3 protein-coding genes are annotated in these 1,358 nt (G+C 61.7%); 1 reads left to right on the forward strand and 2 read right to left on the reverse strand.

Going from position 1 to position 1,358, the window contains the following annotated elements; all coding sequences use genetic code 11:
* A partial coding sequence (locus JMF90_RS37275) for a LysR family transcriptional regulator (RefSeq protein ID WP_201326360.1) occupies nt 1-210 on the reverse strand: 210 nt, incomplete at its 3' end.
* A gap of 584 nt (nt 211-794) precedes the next feature.
* Here JMF90_RS37275 and JMF90_RS37280 point away from each other — a divergent pair.
* Nucleotides 795-1,079, forward strand: a complete 285-nt coding sequence (locus JMF90_RS37280) for a PAAR domain-containing protein (protein WP_006477906.1) — start codon at nt 795-797, stop codon at nt 1,077-1,079.
* A 58-nt stretch (nt 1,080-1,137) separates the two neighbouring features.
* Here JMF90_RS37280 and JMF90_RS37285 read toward each other — a convergent pair.
* A partial coding sequence (locus JMF90_RS37285; protein ID WP_201326361.1) for a cupin domain-containing protein occupies nt 1,138-1,358 on the reverse strand: 221 nt, incomplete at its 5' end.

Here is a 1,358-nt window from a genome sequence, read left to right on the forward strand (position 1 = left end):
ACGTATCTGCGCCAGATAGAGGTGGCCTGCGTCGGTCAGCGACAGGCTGCGGGTGGTGCGATTCAGCAGGCGTGCGCCGAGCCGGTCCTCGATGCTCATGACGAGGCGGGTGGCCGACGAGTTGGAGATGTTCAGTTCCGTGGCGGCGCGCGCGAAACTGCGAAGTTCGGCGACCTTGACGAATAGTCGCATCGGTAGGAGTTCATCCATTTTTTTATCGATAAACAGAAAGCGTTGATTGAATTCTATCTATCGGCTTGCTTGATTTTAACGGCCTGTTTTCATGAATGTTTATTGTGGAGCCGCGTATTTATCGGGTATGCGAACGGCCGGAGAATGATGGGCTTTGAGATGTGAGGGGCGTCGAATGAATGATTCGAGGCGAATTGCCATTAAAACTTTTTGATGTATTTGTATTTAGTAATTGTACGAAAATCTAGGCTAATTTTTGGGTTAAAGCATCAGACATTATCGATGCGACGGCATGCCGAACCGGATGCGTCCCTGTCGCCATGGCAACGTCGCGCGATCGTGCCGGCACGAGCCTCGACGGAACAGTGGATCGGGTAGCCGCAGGCGATCGGGTTCGGCGCATCGCGGCGCGTGAACACGCCGTGGCGCCGAATCGCCATGCGCGGCGAATACCTGATGGAGCGACCGGCCGATGCGGAAGGCACGTGTCGCGGCCGCGGCGAGCGGTGATATGCTCGCGGGACGCCCGCGACCGACGGGCGGTTTCACGATGCCCGTGCGCGGTTGCGTTGCGCGGCGTTTCCGAGGGAAGAACCGACATCATGAGCCGCAAATTCATTCTGAAGGGCGACACGACCGATCACGGCGGCGTCGTGCTCGAAGGGATCGCCAATTCGTCGTTCGACGGGCGCGAACTCGCGTATCTCGGCGCAGCCGTGTTCTGCGCGGCGTGCAAGTCGCCGGGCGTGATCGTATCGGACGGCGGCGAGCGCACGATGACCGTGATGGGCAAGGTCGTCGCGCTCGAACACGACCTGTGCCAGTGCCAGTGCACGCCGCTACCGAAACTGATCCCCTCGCAGGCAACCGGGACGATCTCGGGGTGACCTTCGCCGCGCGACGGCGCTCGTCAGCCGCGCGACATCGAGACCCCGACGCCCGCCGTCAGACGCTGCCTTCGGTTTCGATCACGAGGATGCGCGCGGCGCCGAGCGGATGCGCGACGTGCTCGGTGCCGACCGTCGCATGGAAGACGTCGCCCGTTTCGAGCACCGTCGCGTGCTCGACGCCCGCTTCGCGGTAGCGCATCTCGACGCGGCCGTCGAGCACCGCGAACACCTCCTCGCCGTCGTTCACATGCCAGCGATACGGCTCGTCGGTCCAGT

The organism is Burkholderia sp. E168m23, from assembly GCF_016586125.1.
Lineage (GTDB): Bacteria > Pseudomonadota > Gammaproteobacteria > Burkholderiales > Burkholderiaceae > Burkholderia > Burkholderia orbicola.